This window comes from Anaerotruncus colihominis, assembly GCF_010206195.1.
GTDB classification, from domain to species: Bacteria; Bacillota; Clostridia; order Oscillospirales; family Ruminococcaceae; genus Anaerotruncus; species Anaerotruncus colihominis_A.
On sequence record NZ_VIQT01000004.1, the window covers coordinates 24,949 to 40,618 of the forward strand.

A 15,670-nucleotide genomic window follows, 5' to 3' on the forward strand; every position below is an offset into this window, starting at 1 on the left:
ATAGAACAGAAAAGCGTACAACATGCTGGAAGGAAGGTGCACCCATGCAACAGAAAAAAAACACACGCATCCTGTCCGCGCTGCTTGCCGCTGCGCTCGTCGCCCTGACGCCCGCCGCCTCGGTCAGCGCAGACGGCCGGCTGCTCAAGCCTGTGGATGAGGTTGGCTACGAGGAACCTGTCGACCGGACCGGCTCCGGCTCAACCGCTGTTTCAAGTGGAGCGAACATCCCTGTCAAGCTGCTCAAACAGGTAGCCAAGGATTATGATGTCGACCCCGATTTTCTCGACGAGATCGATGGCAAAAAATCGATCCGGCAATCGGCGCTCAAAAGTTATGCGCGCGAATACGGCCTGCCCGCGCAGTATGTCCAGCGGTTTTTTGACGACTGCTTCGTATTCAAAACAGGCAACACGCTCGAATACATACCAATCAAATCCGGCATCCCCAAAAACCACATCGATTGGGACAGCCTGACACGCCGTTCGAACGGCGAGCTGCGTTACGGCAACGCACGCAAGGGTATCGATGTCTCGGAATTCCAAGGCACGATCAATTGGGATAAGGTCAAGGCTTCGGGCGTCGATTTCGCGTTTATCCGTGTCGGCTACCGCGGTTATGGCACGGGCAAGCTCAACTATGACAGCCGTTATCAGCAGAATATCGAGGGCGCGCTCAACGCGGGCGTCGACGTGGGCGTCTATTTCTACTCGCAGGCGGTCAACCGCTCGGAGGCGCTCGAGGAGGCGCGTATGCTGCTCGACGCGATTGATGGGTACAATATCACCTATCCGGTTGTGCTCGATATCGAAGGCGCGCCGTCCGCCAGCGCCCGCACCAACAGGCTGACGCCGCGCACGACGACCCAGATTGTCGATGCGTTCTGCGGCGCGGTCGAGGACGCAGGCTATACGCCGATGGTTTACAGCTATACCAAATGGTTTATCGAAAAGATGGATCTGGCCGCCATCAGCGAATACGACCTCTGGCTGGCGCAGTACTACAAGGTCCCGTTCTACCCCTACAAGCTCGATATTCTGCAATATTCGAGCACCGGGCGCGTGAATGGAATCAGCGGCAATGTCGATATGAATATTGCGTTTACCAGGTATTAAGCTAAAAAGGAACGGGCCCCGCAGGGCCCGTTCCTTTTTATGACTGCGCTGGACCACGTTTATGTCCGCGCCGCATGGGAGCGGCCGCGCAGATCAATCACACGCTGGTTTTTGCTGCCGCGAAACCGCAGGGACAGATCGCGCTGTGCCTCAATGTATGGTCCGTCGATCAAAAGGTCCGCCAGATCCAAAAGGCGCAGAACCGACGGATCGCTTTCTCCTTTTTGTATCAACTGCCCATATGTATACCCGGAGTAAATAGCAATGCTTTTTCCAAGCGCACGGATGCGCTCGCCGAGCGCGCAGAGCGCCTCGGCCTGACAAAACGGCTCGCCGCCGGAAAACGTCACGCCGCTCATCAGCGGGTCTCCGGCGATCTGCCGGACGATCTCGTCCAGGTCGGCGTCATAGCCGCCGCCGAAATCATGCGTCTGCGGGTTATGGCATCCGGGGCAGTGGTGCGGGCAGCCCTGTACAAAAACGACATAGCGCATCCCAGGCCCGTCCACAATGGAATCGGAGACGCATCCGGATACGCGCAGGCGCGGCGGCTCGCTCACAGCTTAACTTCGCGGCTGACTGTGTGCTTGACGCGCTCGCCCACCTCGGCGCGCTTTGCGTCGTTAAAGCGGTCAAGCGTTCCGACGAGATATCCCGTAATGCGGCGGATGCGCTCAAAGCCGACGCCCTGTCCGACCATCTGTTCGTTTTCGATATGAACCTGTACCATCCTGTAAGCCTCCAAAAATGAATTTTATAGATATGAAAGATTCAGCTTGTTTTCGCCTTCTATCGCCGAAAACGCGGCGCCAAACCCGCTGTTCGCGGCGCAGCCTGTAAAAATACCGGAGCCTGCCCCACTGTTCGCGGCGCAGCCGACTAAAGTTTTTTGCTGAGGCTTTTTTTCAAAAAAGCCGGAAAGTTTTTCGCCGAAGCCTTTTTTCAAAAAGGCTGGAAAGCGGGTGCTTGCAAAATCCATGCCAGCCGCGCGGCGTCTGTCACGGATTTTGCTGGGGGCAGGCTGGCGTGTCTGAACGGGTGTCTTGCGGCCTGCGGTCCGCGCTTTTTATGAGGGCTGCGGCCCGGAGAAAGGGCTCTGCCCTCGGGGAATGACAAGACCCGCAAGGGGCCTTGTCATTCCCCTTCACCCGCCGCCTTTTGAAAAAGGCGGGCGAAAACTTTTGATCGACGCGGCGTAAATCAGATTTACTGCGCCTGCCCCACTGTTCGCGGCGCAGCCGAACTAAGTTTTTCGCCGAAGCCTTTTTTCAAAAAGGCTGGAAAGCTTTTTGCCAAGCTTTTTTTCAAAAAAGCGGGGAAAAGCGCGCTTAAAAGGAGAGAGGGTTTGCGGCGCGTTCGTCCTCCTCGAAGGGATCGCCGCAGTAGCCGCAGTTAGCGGCACTTTCATGCCAGCAGCCGAGCTGGCGCAGCTTTTCGACGCTGACGGCCTCGCCCTCGCGGCGGCCGCAGCGCGGGCAGACTTCGTCGATGATGCCTGTATAGCCGCAGACAGGATCGCGGTCGACCGGGTGGTTGATCGAGCCGTAGCCGATGCCGCATTCCTTCATATAACGCACGACCTGTTCAAACGCATCAAGATTTTTCAGCGGATCGCCGTCAAGCTCGATGTAGGAGATATGGCCGGCGTTCGTCAGGGCGTGGTACGGCGCCTCCAGCCTGATTTTACGGCTGGCGGAGATGTTGTAATAGACAGGGATATGAAACGAATTTGTATAGAATTCATGATCGGTGACGCCCTCCATCTCGCCGTAGAGCTTGCGGTCCATGCGGACAAAGCGTCCCGACAGCCCCTCGGCCGGCGTGGCGAGCAACGAGAAGTTAAAGCCTGTCTCACGCGTGGCGTCGTCCATGCGCCGGCGCATATGGCCGACGATCTCCAGTCCCAGGTTTTGCGCATAATCGCTTTCGCCGTGGTGCTGGCCGATCAGCGCCTTGAGCGTCTCGGCCAGGCCGATGAAGCCGACGGACAGGGTGCCATGTTTGAGCACCTCGCGCACCTCGTCGTCTGGGCCGAGCTTGTCGGAATCGATCCAGACGCCCTGTCCCATCAAAAACGGGAAATTGCGCACCTTCTTTTTCGCCTGGATTTCAAACCGCTCCAAAAGCTGCTCGATCACAAGGTCGATTTTGCGGTCAAGCTCCTCGAAAAACCAGTCGGTATCGCCTTTTGCACGGATGGCGATACGCGGCAGATTGATTGATGTAAAGCTCAGGTTTCCGCGGCCGTTGACGATCTGGCGGCTTGGGTCATAGTGGTTGGAGATGACGCGCGTGCGGCAGCCCATATAGGCGATTTCCGTTTCGGGACGGCCGGGCTTATAAAATTGCAGGTTAAACGGCGCGTCAATGAAGGAGAAATTTGGAAACAGGCGCTTGGCAGACACACGGCAGGCCAACTTGAACAGGTCATAGTTTGGATCGCCTTCATTAAAATTGACGCCCTCCTTGACCTTGAAAATATGGATCGGGAAAATCGGCGTCTCGCCGTTGCCAAGCCCGGCCTCGGTGGCGCGCATGACGCATTCTGTCGCGAGCCGCCCTTCAGGCGACGTATCAGTCCCGTAATTGATGGAGGAAAACGGAATCTGCGCGCCCGCGCGCGAATGCATCGTGTTCAGGTTATGTACAAGCGCCTCCATCGCCTGATAGGTGGCACGGCGCGTCTCACGCGCCGCCTCCGCAACGGCGAAGCTCTGGATTTTTTTCACAAGCGCCCCGTCGGCATACTGCGCCAGCAGCGGGGCCTCGCGCTCACGGTAGCTGTTGTCGTCAGCCAGGACGGGGTATAACCCCGTCTCACTGTGGACGCGCTCGCGGATAGCCTTGGCTGTGTCCTCCGCGTTTTCAAGCCCGCAGAACAACGCCAGCGCCTTGGCGGCATTGCGCGTGTACTGCTTGCGGTATGTCTTGGCGACGCCCTTTGCCATGCCGTAGTCAAAATTGGGGATGCTCTGCCCGCCGTGCTGGTCGTTCTGGTTGGACTGGATGGCAATACAGGCGAGCGCTGCGTAGCTCTGGATATCGTTCGGCTCGCGCAGAAAACCGTGGCCTGTGCAGAAGCCGCCGTCAAACAGCTTTTCAATATCGATCTGGCAGCAGGTGGTTGTCAGCGTCAGAAAATCGAGGTCATGGATGTGGATATCCCCGTCAAGATGCGCTTTGGAATGGACGGGATTGAGCACAAACATGTGATAGAACTGCTTGGCGCCCTCCGAACCATATTTGAGCATGGTGCCCATAGCCGTGTCGCCGTCGATATTGGCGTTTTCGCGCTTGATGTCGTTTTCGTCGGCCGACTTATATGTCAGCTCCTCATACGTTTTCATCAGGCGCGTGCCCATGTCGCGCACACGGGTGCGCTGCGCGCGGTAGAGAATGTACTCCTTGGCGGTGCGGGCATGTCCGCTCTCGACGAGCGTGCGCTCGACCGCGTCCTGGATCTGCTCGACAGAGGGGCTTTCATCTCCATACCGCTCATTGAGATAGGCGGCCACCTGCCCGGCAAGCGTCTTCGCCGTCTCGTAATCGTTGCCGCCGAGTGCCTGGGCGGCTTTAAAAATCGCAGATGCGATTTTATCCGCGTCAAACAGGACGCACCGCCCGTCGCGCTTGATAATCGTTTGGATCATTTGGCCCTCCAACTTCTCACCGTTTCCATATATTGTGTAAATTCAAAAACGATACACAATATCTTGGTATTCTTCAAATCGAACATCTATCATTTTAATGGAAAAGAGCCTGCCTGTCAATGGGAGACGGCACATTTTTTAGTATGATTTTTTGCGTATATGCACAATATCTTGTGTTCTTCTGTTTTTCGCCCTTTTGTGTGCCTTTTCGCGAAAACGCGCGCAGGAATCGCGGCGGCTTTACACACCTTATAGACGGGTGCGGCCGCGTTGCAATTGATTGTGAAGTCTGCTAAACTATGCATTAGGATGATCGTCATAAGCAGGCGGAATGAACAGCGGAATCTCTCAAACAGATCAAGGGGGATGCCCCGGCTTATTTAAAGCCTGCCCAAAGAATAAAAGCATACAGGAGCTTTTCCCTTTTCACAAGCCTTCTGAGGCTTGAAAACGGAACAGTTTCTTTATCGAAAACAGTTTTGTGCAAAGGGGGTGCGCTATGAAGCAAACACGTCTTTTGATCCTTCTTCTGGCCCTGGTTGTCCTGCTCGCCGGCTGCAGCGGCGGCGCAGGGGGCCCGGTGCGATACGATATACCAGGCGGCGTGAGCAATCTGGACCCGCAGTTTGCGACCGCCCCGGCCGCCCGCATGATCATCTCCAACACGTTTGAAGGGCTGTTCCGCCAGATGCCCGACGGAAACGTTCAGCCCTGTCTGGCCCAATCTCACGAGATCTCGTCCGACGGGCTGACCTATACGTTTCATCTGCGCACAGACGCCGTGTGGACGGGCGGCGGCAAGCAGTACAACGGTACGCCTGTGACGGCGCACGATTTTGTGTTTGCGTTTCGGCGCATGTTCAACTCTCAGGCGGCCAGTCCGTTCGCAGGGGAATTTTCCTGCCTGAAAAATGCGGACGCGATTCTGAGGGGTGCGCTCACAGCCGACCAGCTCGGCGTACGCGCCATTGGCGACCACACGCTTGAGATTACGCTTGACCGGCCCAACGCCCTGCTGCCGGAGCTGCTGTCCGCCAGCTACGCAAGGCCCTGCAACGAGTCGTTTTTCCGTTCCACGCGCGCGCGCTACGGCTTCGATCTGGACAGCCTGATTTTCAACGGCCCATTTTATATCTCTATCTGGAATAACGAAAAACGCATCGCCCTGCGCCCAAACCCACAGTATGTTTCCGATGAGCCAGTCCTTTCGTCGGGCGTCGACCTGTATACATCCGCCTTTCTGGACGGCGCGGGCGGGCCGGTCACACGTTTTTTAAACGGCGAAACAGACGCCTGTGAGATTGGATTTGAATCGCTGCCGGCTGTCGCGGCCATGGGCGGCGATATTGAAGCGTTTGAGGACACTGTCTGGGTGCTTGTGTTCAACACGCGCGCCGAACCTTTTTCCAATGCGTCTGTCCGCAGAGCCTATGCCCATTCGCTCAACCGCGCGCTGTTTGAAGGGCAGCTTCCCAAAAACCTGCGCGCCGCCTCCATGCTGATCCCGCCGGCTGTCCGCATGGGCGGCGAGCCGTTTCGCGCGTATGCCGGCGAGGACAGCCCCATCGCTTACAGCACCGAGCTGGCCAAGCGGTATTATGCCGCCGGAACCGGCGAACTCGGCGTGCCGCAGATCGATCCGGGGGAAATCCTCGTCTGCGGCGCAAACAGTCAAAAAATGCTCGCCGGTTATGTCCAGCAGGGGCTTCAGCGGTCCTTCGGCCTGTTTTCAGGCTTAACGGTGCTGCCGCAGGACGAGGTTCTCTCGCGTGTGGGCGCAGGCGATTTTTCAGCCGCGATCCTGCCGCTGACCGCGGACTATTCGTCGCCGGACGCTCTGTTTTCCTATTTCCGTTCCGATTCCGGCCAGAATTTCAGCGGGTATCAAAACCCGGAATTTGACGCGCTGCTCGCTTCGGTCGCCTCGCTGGACGCACAGGGCCAGCTTGAAGCGTACCGCGAGGCGGAGCGCTTGCTGCTCACAGACGGCGCGGTCATTCCGCTTTATTTTGAAACAACCTGTTATGCGACGGCCCGTGGCGTCTCCGGCATCGGGTTTTCGCCGTTTTTAACCGGCGTTTCTTTCCGCAACGCTGTGCGTGAATAGGGCTTGACAGGCGCGCGGCGCCGTGATAAAATGCAGTAGAATTCTATAGAAACACGAGGTAACTGCGTACAATGCGTTCTTAACAGTCAGACAATCAAAGGAACATTTCGGCGGGCGTTTGTCCGTTTTGATTTGTCCTGTCCGGCTGTTTTGATGATATGCAGATTTGCCCGCGTTCTCTTGCGCGGTGTGTTTTTGTCGCGTCAAATCCCTCCCGGACAGGATTTCCGGGAGGGATTTTGTGTATTTGTCCGCACAAAATAAAACCGCCCTCTGCCCCGCTCCCTTGAAGCGGCCGGCAGTGGCGGCCAGGCCCCTCCCCGTCCGCCGGCAGAAATTTCATTTTTGTTTGCGCCGCTTATGCCAGAATTTGTTGAAAGCTTTTTAACAAGCTCGTATGACAGCGGCGGAATGGGGGAATTGTTTATGTTGCTTTTACAGGCTGACCATGTCAGTAAATCGTTCGGGGACCGGCTGCTGTTTGCCTTTGACCGGCTCGAAATTCACAGCGGCGACCGCATCGGCCTGGTCGGCGCGAACGGCGCGGGCAAGAGCACTTTGCTCGCTGTGCTGCACGGCGACGAGCCGGCCGATCAGGGCTGCATCGACCGGCGATGCCCCATCGCGATTGCGCGCCAGTCCGGCGACGCCGATGGAGCGGCCGATGGGCCGCCTCTGCGCCTGCTGTCCCCGGGCGGCGGGCGCAAAAGCGGCGGCGAGCGCACGCGTTACGCGCTGGCTGCGGCGTTTTCTCAGAACGCGCCGCTTTTATTCGCCGACGAACCGACGACAAACCTGGACCTCGATGGAATCGAACAGCTTCAAAAGCTGTTGCTGGATGATCGCGGCGCGGTTGTGCTCATTTCCCACGACCGCGCGCTGCTCGACCGGTTCTGTACGTCCATCTGGGCGATCGAAAACAGCGGGCTGCGCGTCTATCCCGGCGGATATTCCGATTATCTCGCACAGCGCGACCGCGAACGCGCCTTCCAGCAATTCGAATATGAACAGTACCGCGCGGAAAGAAGCCGTCTCCAACAGGAGGTTTACAGCCGGCGTGAACAGACGCGCGCGATGCGCAAGGCTCCAAAGCGTATGGGCAACAGCGAAGCGCGCCTGCACAAGGGCAAAGCCGCCGAGCAGCAGGGACAGCTTGCAAAGCGGGCGGGCGTTTTGGCCAAACGCCTTGAACGGCTGGAGGAAAAGCAACGCCCGGCCGATCTGCCACAGGTGCGCATGGCGCTTGGCTCGGCCAGTCCCGTCACGGCGCGGCGCGCCGCGTGCATAGAGGGACTGACCGTCCGCTACGGCACGCGCACCGTGCTGCAAAACGCATCGTTCGAGCTTGTGACCGGCACACGCACGGTTATGCTCGGCGCAAACGGCGCGGGAAAGACGACGCTGCTTGAACATCTCATGCGCGGCGGTGCGCACGCACGCTTTGCCGGCGGCGTAAAGGCCGGATATTTCTCGCAAAATCACGACGTGCTTGACCCGGGCCGGACGGTGCTTGAAAACGCGCGCAGCGGCTCTCCGCTCGCGGAGCACGAGGTGCGCGCCATCCTCGCGAATCTGGGGTTGACAAGCTGCGATGTATCCAAGCCCGCCGGCGTCCTGTCCGGCGGTGAACGCGCCAAGGCCGCGTTTGCGCGCCTGCTTGCCTCCGACTGCAACCTGCTCGTCCTTGACGAACCGACGAATCATCTCGATCTGTACGCATTGGAGGCGCTCGAACGGCTCCTGACCTGCTGGCAGGGCACGCTGCTTGTCGTCACGCACGACCGCCGTCTCACCGAACGGCTTGCACAGCGCCTGCTGTTCGTGGAAAACGGCGGCGTACGCGCCTTCGATGGTTCCTGGGCCGACTGGCAGGCCGAGATTGCCCGCCGCGCCGCGCCGCGCGACAGCGGCCTGGATGATCTGATCGACCGGATGCGCCGCGCCGCCGAACCGCCAAAGCTCTTTTAGAACCTGCATTCACAATTGCCGCCGCTCCCATTTGCCCGGCTTCATCGCATGCAAAAGCGGCCCGCGCCTCCAATTTCAGAAAGCGCGGGCCGTCTGTGTCTCCTGTTCCCATTTATCGGACCCATCAGGTCTTTGCGAAATCATCCCTGAGCGTATACGCGGCGCAGGCGGCCAGCACGCATCTGCTGTACAGCGACCGCACCTCCGCGTGCTCCGCGGCGGTATGGCTGCCTGCGCCGCGGACCCCCATGCCGCATACAGTGGGGACGCCACAGGCAACCGTGATGCCTGAATCTGACAGGCCCCCAACCTGAAAACAGCCGATTTCCCCATAGCCGCAGGTTGCGGCCGTCTCCTTTAAATGCTCAAACAGAGCCATCACGCCATCTGTCGTCTCCATACACTGCATGACGCGCGACAGATCCAGTTCCGCTGTCGTTCCAGGCACCGTGCTCCGGTCAGACGCTTTTTTCAGGATATCAAAGATTTCTTCGCCGACAGCCGCGTTTGGAAAACGGATACCAATGCGGATGGAACATGCATCCGGGATGGTGTTTTCACCGACGCCGCCGCTTACAACGCCGCAGTTCATCAGACGGCCGCGCGCGATGTCGTTTTGCGATTCAATCTCAACGATCTTATATGCGGCTTCCAGCACGGCGGAGCGCCCCTTTTCCGGAGCAATGCCCGAATGGGCGGCGACGCCGTGCACATTGATGCGGGCCGGGCCGCCGCCCGCGCGCCCCACCACAAAACGGTCGTCCATATAGCCGGTCTCAAAATTGAATGCGGCGAGCGCGCCCTTCGCTTCGGCGGCGAACAGCTCCTTTGCATTGGAAAGCATATGCAGATTCTCCTCGTCGCCGGCGAAAATGAACTTGACTGGGCGTTCGTTCCAGCCCACGGCGGCCAGCGCCTTGACAACGTACAGCGCAATCACCAGCCCGGCCTTCATATCCAGCACACCGGGACCGTACGCCATCCCGTTTTCATCCACGCGAAACGGGTTTTCCCGCGCGGCGCCCTCCTGAAATACCGTGTCCATATGGCCGATAAGCAGCAACGGCGCTTTTGGGCTGCCGGTATTCCATTCGCCGATCAGCATATCCCCTGCGTCCGGCATCGGCAGGACGCGGGTATGGATTCCCGCGCGCTCCATCTCTCGCCGCAGGATACCGCAGACTGCGTTTACCCCCTCGATCTGCCGGGAACCGCTCTCCGTATTGACCAGCTCCTCCCACAGGGCGAGCATGGACGCGCGCTGCCCGTCAATATAACAGCTGATTTGTTCAAAATATTGCTCCATCATCTGTCCCTCCTGCGGCGGCTTACAGCATACGGATCACAACGCCTGCAATCAGCACGGACGCGATGGTTACGGTGACAAAGCCGGCGACCAGCATCTTGGGCAGCAGATAGTTGAGGATCGCCGCCTTTTCCTTTTCATTGCGGCCAAACGCCTCGGCGACCTCCTGCGGGATCAATACAGTGGTCGGGAAGCCGAAGGTACAGCTAATGCCAAACGAAACTGCCAGACTGAACGGAATATGCATCAGCTTCGCACAGATAATGCCGATTACAACCGTACCGAGCACACCGCTGACCGCGGAAACCAGCAGGGCCGGCAAAACAGAAATCACCTGCTGCGGCGTCGTCTTTGCGAGGTTGGAGAAGATCAGGATCGTGATAAAAAATGTTATCAGGCCGCTCGACTGCGTCTTATTGAGGATACCCTTCTCCAAAAAGCCCAGCGCGAAAAACACCGCGCCCATAATCAGGCACATCACGAAATAATGTACCACGCCGCCTGTCAGGGCCGAGGCATAGTGCGCCACGACTGCGACCAGGCCCATCTTTGCCAGAAAAACAGACGGGCGGGCATACGACTGCGGAAGCTGAAGCAGCCCGCGCTTTTGCGCGCCGCCGTTTTCCTGCTGCTGTTCGCTGTACTGCGCGACCAGCTCCGGATCATCCCGGAATTCGCGCGCTGTCCGGCGCAGCAGGAACGACGCGATCGGCACGCCAATAAACTTCTGCGTCACATACAAAACAATGCAGAAAGTGCTCGCCAGCACCAGCCCCTTTTCATCGAGGGCCGATGTCATGATCAGCGTCGCCGCACTGCCGCCGGCAAAGATCGGCGCGCCTGCAATCGCCATATCACGCCCGATCACCGGGATACCAACCAGCAGGATTGCCGCCACTGCGCCGACGACGCAGACCAGCGAGGTGACAACCACCTTCCACTGGCGGCGCAGCTCGGGGAAGTCGATGGTCGTGCCGAGCGATACGATCATAAGGCCGGCAATCAGGTTTCCAAAGCCTGTCACCTGCGCGTCCTCAATCACGCTGCGCGGCAATATGCCGCTCCAGAATCCCGCAAGCAGCAGGATCGCAATGGTAAGCACTGTGGAAAGCACGGCCTTGCTTTTCTGTGCGGTCATTTCTCCCAACGCATAAATAAGCAACAATACCGCAAGCGCCAAAATTGGTGTCATACCCATCCATCCTTTTCATTTTTTGGGGCTATCTGAAAACCTTCAAAATATCCGGCGCGCCCGTTCCCTCAAACAGCCTCTTACTGTTCCAAGAATACCACAGCATTTTTTCATCTGTCTAATTTGAAAAATTTATAGCACAGCTATAAATTTTTTAAAACAGCAAATTTTCACGGATCATTTTAAAAAAGATTGTATGAATGCACAAATAAAAAAGGCGCTGTGCACAAAACACAGCGCCTCTTTTTTATATTTTAAACATGCCAATCGGTTAGCTGGCTGACATTTCTGCAATAGTTATAACCCAGCTATAATTATTTTTCACATCCAGGTTGTATCAATTTTTATCCTGATTCTGCGCTTGCCCACATGGATACAGCCCCTCCAGCAACGCGACAAACGCCTGTGCCTCGGGGCTTAACAGCTCGCGCCTGCGTTGCAGCCATCCGGCGCTGATCTGTACCTTACAGTTTCGGATCGGGATAGTACGCACACCGTATTCCTCAAAATCCGCCGCGCTCACCCCCGGCCCATACCGGAACACATCGGTCATGCGCAGCAGTTCGATAATCGCCGCGCTGTCGCTGGCATAGATAACCCTTTTGTGATCAATCAACCGGACGCCATCAATTTCAAGATAATGGGTCAGATTTGAAAAATAGTCGTCCGGCAGACGGACAATGGGATACTGTAAAAGCTGCTGCATCGTCACCTCATCCTGTCCATACAGAGGGCTGTGCGGACCGACGTTCGCATACCAGGTGTCGGCGCCGAGCGTATGGTACTGCAAATTTTTATAATGCAGCATGTGCTTTAATTCTTTGGCCTGCGCGTGATTGCTCATTATAAAACCGATCTCCGCCTCGCCGCTTTCCACACTTTCAAGCACCTGCTGCATACGCTGCTCAACCAACTTGAGCGAAATGCCCTCCTGTTTGTGCAAATTGTAGAATTCACTTACCAATCTACCCATCGTAATAATCGGATAAGAAGCGATGGAGAGCATCCGCACCCGTTCATTCGCCGAAAGCCCCGATATCAGCTCCATCTGGTTGAGGATCGTGCGCGCGTATTGGTAGAGTTTTTTGCCGTCCTCAGTCAGCATGACACCTTTATTCGTCCGGTCAAAAATCCGCACCTTCAGCTCACTTTCCAGATTGCCGATCGCCTTGCTCAAATTAGGCTGCGTCACAAACAGCTTTTCCGCCGCCTTATTGATGCTGCCCTGCTCTGCAACTGTTATAAAATACATCAACTGCGAAAGCTGCATATCTGGCCGCCTCCTTCCTTTTATATAACTATTTTACCAGATTTGCACCGCCTTTTCGAGAACAAATTCATACATTTTTGCACTCTGCCCAGCAAGGCCGTCCTCTTGCAGCCGCCTGCCGGAAGGCGTATACTTGTCTTACAAACAAATTCAAACCAGGGAGGTGAACTCTCAATGCTTGCCTATACCTATACCAAGCCGGGAACCTTTGCGCTGATTGAAAAGCCAAGGCCCGTCCTGCTCGACGCGCGGGACGCAATTGTCCGGGTGACGTTGGCCAGCATCTGCACAAGCGACCTGCACATCAAGCATGGCAGCGTTCCGCGCGCCGTGCCGGGCGTCACCGTCGGACACGAGATGGTCGGCGTAGTTGAAGCCGTGGGCAGCGCCGTTTCATCGGTCCGGCCCGGCGACCGCGTGACAGTCAATGTGGAGACGTTTTGCGGCCGTTGCTTCTTCTGCGAGCACGGTTTTGTCAACAACTGTACCGATCCCAACGGCGGCTGGGCGCTCGGCTGCCGCATCGACGGCGGGCAGGCCGCATTCGTGCGCGTGCCCTACGCCGACCAGGGGCTAAACAAAATCCCTGATCATGTCAACGACCGCCAGGCCCTTTTTGTGGGCGACGTGCTCGCCACCGGCTTCTGGGCGGCGCGTATTTCTGAAATTACGCCGGAGGACACCGTTTTGATCGTCGGCGCTGGCCCCACCGGCCTTTGCTCGCTGCTGTGTACCTTGCTCAAACGCCCCAAACGCGTGATCGTTTGTGAAACAGATCCCCTGCGCCTGCAATTTCTCCGGACACGCTTTTCGCAGGTGATCGCCGTATCGCCGCAGGATGTACTCACATGCGTACAGGCCAACAGCGATCATGGCGGCGCAGATGTGGTGCTGGAGGTCGCCGGCACGGCTGAAACCTTCCGCCTGGCGTGGCAGTGCGCCCGTCCAAACGCCGTTGTCACCATTGTCGCGCTTTACAACAGCCCGCAGGTTCTTCCGCTGCCGCAGATGTACGGCAAAAATCTGACCTTCAAAACAGGTGGCGTCGATGGCTGCGACTGCGCGGAAATCCTCAGTCTGATTGCACAGGGCAGCCTGGACACTACGCCGCTGATCACGCATACCTATCCATTGCGGGACATTGAGGCGGCGTATGCACTCTTTGAAGAAAAGCGCGACGGCGTCATCAAGGTCGCGATCGAACCGTAAATTTATATATATCAACATACTTATGACCATCTGTATAAAACGCTCCGCACAATATGATCTGTGCGGAGCGTTTTTACACGGCTTTTCAGTCAGGCGTGCACGATATCTGTATATTCGCTGATCTTTTGGCTGACGGCGCGCAGATCCTCTATGGAGAGATCGTGCAGGCGTTACAGACGGGGCGCTCCGTCAGCCGATCAAACGGTTTGCTTTCCTTTTCCCCGTCGCGGATAAACCCGCAAACATTGCATCTGTATTTCGCCGCGCCTATTCCTCCTGTTCCTGTTTTTGCCGGACATAGCATTCCGGGCACAGACCATCAAAAAGGGTCTGGTGAGAATCGATCCTGCATCCGCTTTGCGCGGCGAGTTGCCGGTCCAACCGCTCGTCATATGGCAGCGCAACGTCTACCAGCTTGCCGCACCTCTTGCAGATCAGATGGTCGTGGCGGTCCGTGCGCACATCAAACTGGTCAGCGCCAGGAAGGCGCACCTGTTTAATCTCGCCGGACTGACCCAGCAGTTTGAGATTGCGGTAAATCGTCCCGCGGCTGATGCTCGGGTCGATCTCCCTTGCTTTCAAATACGCCTCATCCGCGCTGATATGTCCGCCATGCCGGCGCACCACCTCCAGAACAAGCTGTCGTTGCTTCGTATTCCTGCGTTCCACAGCAGTTCCCTCCTCCAAAGACAGGTTCCTGTCAAAAACAGTTGCAAAGCGACTGTTTTTGCGCATCTGTCCGCAGAGTGGGCAGATGCATTTTCATCAAACAGCCCCGCGCAGACGACGCGGCTCATAATCAATATTAAGACCTTCTACTGATAGCCTATACGTTTCTTCCCGTCATGTCAAGCTGCTTCGCCCAAACCGTAAGCGCGGCTGGTTTCCAGATACCAACCGGCCTTTTTCATTTTCCGGTATGATTTCCCGAACATTCGGCAAAATAACCGTATCAAGGATTGGAAAGGGGATTTCAGCCATGGAAAGTAAAAAACAACCACAGGTGATCACACAGGAGCGTCTGCGGCAATTTACCGCTTATTTGCGCGACCAGGAAAAAAGCGGCTCCACCATCGCCCAATACAGCCGTGGATTGGCCGCGCTTCACCGTTTTTTGCAGGGCGCGCCTGTCACAAAGCACGCTTTAATCGCCTGGAAGGAACGCCTGATGCAGCAGTATGCGGCCGCCAGCGTCAACGCGATGCTGGCAGCCGCAAACGGATTTTTAAGCTTCTGCGGCTGGTCCGGCTGCCGTGTTAAGCCTCTGAAAATCCAGCGGGAGCTGTTCTGCCGGGAGGAGCGGGAGCTTTCGCGCGATGAATACCTGCGGCTGGTGCGGGCAGCCGTCCAATCCGGCAACGAACGGCTGTCGCTTGTTTTGCAGACAATCTGCTCCACAGGCATCCGCGTTTCGGAGCTTTTATTTGTTACGGCAGAGGCCGTGCGCAGGGGGCGCGCGGTTGTCCGCTGCAAGGGCAAAACGCGGTATATCTTTTTACCGGAGCGGCTGCGGCGCGCATTGTCGGCCTATCTGGCGAAACAAAAAAGAGCAGCCGGGCCGGTCTTCATCACAAGGACGGGAAAACCGCTCGACCGCTCCAACATCTGGCGCGATATGAAAGCGCTGTGCAAGCGCGCCGGCGTCAAGGCGGGCAAGGTATTCCCACACAACCTGCGCCATTTATTTGCACGTACCTTTTATTCTCTCGAAAAGGATCTGTCCCGGCTGGCCGACATTCTGGGGCACACGAACGTTTCCACCACACGCATCTATACGGTGGAAAGCGGCGCGGCGCACCGCCGGCAAATAGAACGCCTGGGACTTGTGATCACATAATTTCCGTTATGTTGTA

The 15,670-nt window shown here is 57.1% G+C and carries 11 protein-coding genes and 1 pseudogene; 5 read left to right on the forward strand and 7 right to left on the reverse strand.

Translation table 11 applies throughout. The annotated features are described in order from the left end of the window. Positions 1-44: 44 nt before the first annotated feature. Positions 45-1,115, forward strand: a complete 1,071-nt coding sequence (locus FMM72_RS02230; protein ID WP_162220455.1) for a glycoside hydrolase family 25 protein — start codon at positions 45-47, stop codon at positions 1,113-1,115. Positions 1,116-1,174: 59 nt separating this feature from the next. Here FMM72_RS02230 and nrdG read toward each other — a convergent pair whose 3' ends face one another. The 3 genes and pseudogenes from nrdG to FMM72_RS02245 form a co-directional block, all read right to left on the reverse strand. Further along, the gene (gene nrdG / locus FMM72_RS02235; RefSeq protein WP_257431587.1) at positions 1,175-1,675 is read right to left on the reverse strand and encodes an anaerobic ribonucleoside-triphosphate reductase activating protein; all 501 of its coding nucleotides are present in this window, start codon (positions 1,673-1,675) and stop codon (positions 1,175-1,177) included. Then, positions 1,672-1,803: pseudogene (nrdD, locus tag FMM72_RS02240) on the reverse strand (anaerobic ribonucleoside-triphosphate reductase); the annotation flags it as partial. The pseudogene nrdD and the gene nrdG, both read right to left, overlap by 4 nt. 640 nt (positions 1,804-2,443) lie before the next feature. Continuing rightward, positions 2,444-4,765: an anaerobic ribonucleoside triphosphate reductase gene (locus FMM72_RS02245; RefSeq protein WP_162220456.1), complete on the reverse strand. Its 2,322-nt coding sequence runs from the start codon at positions 4,763-4,765 to the stop codon at positions 2,444-2,446. A gap of 499 nt (positions 4,766-5,264) precedes the next feature. Between FMM72_RS02245 and FMM72_RS02250 the strand changes: the two genes are divergently transcribed. Further along, positions 5,265-6,872 carry a peptide ABC transporter substrate-binding protein gene (locus tag FMM72_RS02250; protein WP_160209595.1) on the forward strand — a complete coding sequence of 536 codons (1,608 nt, stop codon included), beginning with the start codon at positions 5,265-5,267 and terminating at the stop codon, positions 6,870-6,872. A gap of 426 nt (positions 6,873-7,298) precedes the next feature. Continuing rightward, positions 7,299-8,840, forward strand: a complete 1,542-nt coding sequence (abc-f, locus tag FMM72_RS02255; protein ID WP_162220457.1) for a ribosomal protection-like ABC-F family protein — start codon at positions 7,299-7,301, stop codon at positions 8,838-8,840. Between the two features lie 124 nt (positions 8,841-8,964). On the opposite strand, the gene FMM72_RS02260 is transcribed toward abc-f, so the two are convergent. The 3 genes from FMM72_RS02260 to FMM72_RS02270 form a co-directional block, all read right to left on the reverse strand. Beyond that, positions 8,965-10,149 carry a M20/M25/M40 family metallo-hydrolase gene (locus FMM72_RS02260; RefSeq protein ID WP_306815404.1) on the reverse strand — a complete coding sequence of 395 codons (1,185 nt, stop codon included), beginning with the start codon at positions 10,147-10,149 and terminating at the stop codon, positions 8,965-8,967. 19 nt (positions 10,150-10,168) lie between these two features. Then, positions 10,169-11,338 carry a hypothetical protein gene (locus tag FMM72_RS02265; protein WP_162220458.1) on the reverse strand — a complete coding sequence of 390 codons (1,170 nt, stop codon included), beginning with the start codon at positions 11,336-11,338 and terminating at the stop codon, positions 10,169-10,171. 337 nt (positions 11,339-11,675) lie between these two features. Beyond that, positions 11,676-12,608, reverse strand: a complete 933-nt coding sequence (locus tag FMM72_RS02270; RefSeq protein ID WP_162220459.1) for a LysR family transcriptional regulator — start codon at positions 12,606-12,608, stop codon at positions 11,676-11,678. A 174-nt stretch (positions 12,609-12,782) separates the two neighbouring features. On the opposite strand from FMM72_RS02270, the gene FMM72_RS02275 reads away from it, so the two are divergent. Further along, positions 12,783-13,817, forward strand: coding sequence for an alcohol dehydrogenase (locus FMM72_RS02275; RefSeq protein WP_162220460.1), 1,035 nt, complete (start codon positions 12,783-12,785; stop codon positions 13,815-13,817). 267 nt (positions 13,818-14,084) lie between these two features. Here the strand turns inward: FMM72_RS02275 and FMM72_RS02280 are convergent, their stop codons facing one another. Continuing rightward, positions 14,085-14,486 (reverse strand): Fur family transcriptional regulator, encoded by a 402-nt coding sequence (locus tag FMM72_RS02280; RefSeq protein WP_257431579.1) that lies wholly within the window; start codon positions 14,484-14,486, stop codon positions 14,085-14,087. A 310-nt stretch (positions 14,487-14,796) separates the two neighbouring features. On the opposite strand from FMM72_RS02280, the gene FMM72_RS02285 reads away from it, so the two are divergent. After that, on the forward strand, positions 14,797-15,654 hold the full coding sequence (locus tag FMM72_RS02285) for a tyrosine-type recombinase/integrase (protein ID WP_180322864.1): 858 nt from the start codon (positions 14,797-14,799) through the stop codon (positions 15,652-15,654). Positions 15,655-15,670: the final 16 nt, after the last annotated feature.